Raw genomic sequence first — 2,117 nt, forward strand, 5'->3', positions numbered from 1 at the left:
TCCTCGACCAGCACCTTCTCGGCCTCGGCGAGCGTGTCGATATAGGCGGCCGTGCCGTTGCCGTTCTGGGCGATGGTCTGCATCATCTGGTCGTTCAGATTGCCGCGGCCAAAGCCGAACACCGACAGGAAGACACCGGTCTTGCGCTCGCTCTCGATCAAACGCTTCAGGTCGTCGTCATCAGTCTGACCAACGTTGAAGTCGCCATCGGTGGCGAGCATCACCCGGTTGACGCCGTCCTTGACGAAGGATTGCTGGGCAAGTCTGTAGGCTTCCTTGATGCCCGCCTCGCCGGCCGTCGAGCCGCCGGGCTGCAGATTGTCGATGGCATTGAGGATCTTGTCCTTCTCGGCAACTTTTGTCGGCATCAGCACGGTGCCGGCCTCACCGGCATAGGTCACGATCGAGATCGTGTCGTCTGCCTTCAATTTGCCGACCAGAAGTCGGAAAGCCGACTTGAGCAGCGGCAGCTTGTCCGGCTCGTCCATCGAGCCCGAGACGTCGATCAGGAAGACCAGATTGGCTTTCGGCTGCTCGGTCGGCTTGACGTCAAAACCCTTGATGGCGACATGCATCAGCTTGGTGTGCGTGTTCCACGGTGTCGGCATGACGCTGACCGTCGAGTTGAACGGCGTCGTGGCGGAGTCCGGGCCCTTCCAGTCATAAGGGAAGTAGTTGATCATCTCCTCGACGCGGACCGTATCGGCCTGCGGCACGAACCCTTCCTTCAGCGAACGCCGCACGAAGGAATAGGAAGCCGTGTCGACATCGATCGAGAAGGTCGAGACCGGATCCTCAAGCGCGGCATGCACCGGATTGGTCTTGAAATCCTCGATGCGGTCGCGGTTTTGCTCTTGCGGCTGAACCTGGTCGGCCGGAGCCATGGCTGGCTGCTGCGCCATCAGCTTGGACTCGGCCGGCGCGAGACTCCGCGACATGCTGGGGGCACTTACAGTACCGTCCAGCGCAAATTCGCCTGTCGGGGCCGGTGCCGGGGGTGCACTATTCATTGCCACACTTCCGGCGCCAGTAGCATCCTGTCGGGGAGCGCCCTTCGCCGCCTCCTGCTGTGCACCGCCGATAGCAACGGTCGATTCGGATTTCGGCGGTGAGGCCGGCGCGACGAGCGCATCTGAGGCGTCGCGGCTTTCTACATCCGCGTCGGCCTTCTTGTCTTTCTCCAGTTCGGTGCGGGCCGGCTTGAGCTCGTTGGTCGTCTGCTTCACCGTCGCAGGCTTGTCGGCCAGCGTTTCGGTGATCTTCTCGTCGCCGCCGAATTTGGGCGGCTGTTCCCTCAGCATGTGGAAGGTGGCGTATCCGGCGATCGGCAGGGCGACGAGCCCGGCAAGAGCCGGCGCGGCAATGAGTTTCTTTTGCATGATCTCGCTCCAGAGCTTTTGTGCTCGCTCTGTGAGACGAAGCCCGCCTACCGATCCTTGGCTCACGGTCGAAATATTTTCCTGATCATAGGCGCGCATGGCGGCTTCGAAGGCACGAGCCTTCGCGCTCTCGCCCGGCGCCGGCGCCGCGATGTCGCGCAGTCTGTTGAGTTCGTTGTCGTCGACCATGGTCACACTTCCCCGGCCGAGCGCATCAGCGTCTTCAGCCGTTTCTTCGCTTCATGGATGTGCCAGGAAACCGTCGCCTCCGAGATCGCCATCGCCTCGGCGGCGGCCGCATGGCTCAAGCCCTCGCCATAGACCAGCAGCACGGCGTCGCGCTGCTTGTCCGGCAACTGCCTTACCGCCGCCCACAATGCCTCGGCCGGGTCTTCCGGCTCTGCCGAAGCCTCGCCCGAGATTAGCGCGTGAACGCCATAGGCCTCCGTCTTTGCCATATCGCGGGCGGACTTGCGCATCATGTCGCGCGCGGCGTTCAGGGTCACGGAGTAAAGCCATGTCGTGAAGGCGCCGCCCCCGCGATAGTCGCGGATAGCCCGGCCGAGCCGGACGCAGACTTCCTGGGCGATGTCTTCGGCATCCGGCTCGGCCGGGCTATCCGCGACTATCGCGGGGGCGGCGCCTTCACGACATGGCTTTACTCCGTGACCCTGAACGCCGCGCGCGACATGATGCGCAAGTCCGCCCGCGATATGGCAAAGACGGAGGCCTATGGCG

The 2,117-nt window shown here is 63.2% G+C and carries 1 protein-coding gene and 2 pseudogenes; 1 reads left to right on the forward strand and 2 read right to left on the reverse strand.

The window, feature by feature from the left end:
• The coding region (locus ACXJ7R_RS30845) for a VWA domain-containing protein (RefSeq protein WP_457155110.1) at positions 1-1,568 on the reverse strand (1,568 nt) is incomplete at its 3' end.
• Between the two features lie 2 nt (positions 1,569-1,570).
• Positions 1,571-1,981, reverse strand: a pseudogene (locus ACXJ7R_RS30850) (RNA polymerase sigma factor); the annotation flags it as partial.
• A gap of 15 nt (positions 1,982-1,996) precedes the next feature.
• Here ACXJ7R_RS30850 and ACXJ7R_RS30855 point away from each other — a divergent pair.
• Positions 1,997-2,117 (forward strand): annotated as a pseudogene (locus ACXJ7R_RS30855) (RNA polymerase subunit sigma-70); the annotation flags it as partial.

The organism is Mesorhizobium sp. P5_C1 (genome assembly GCF_054049815.1).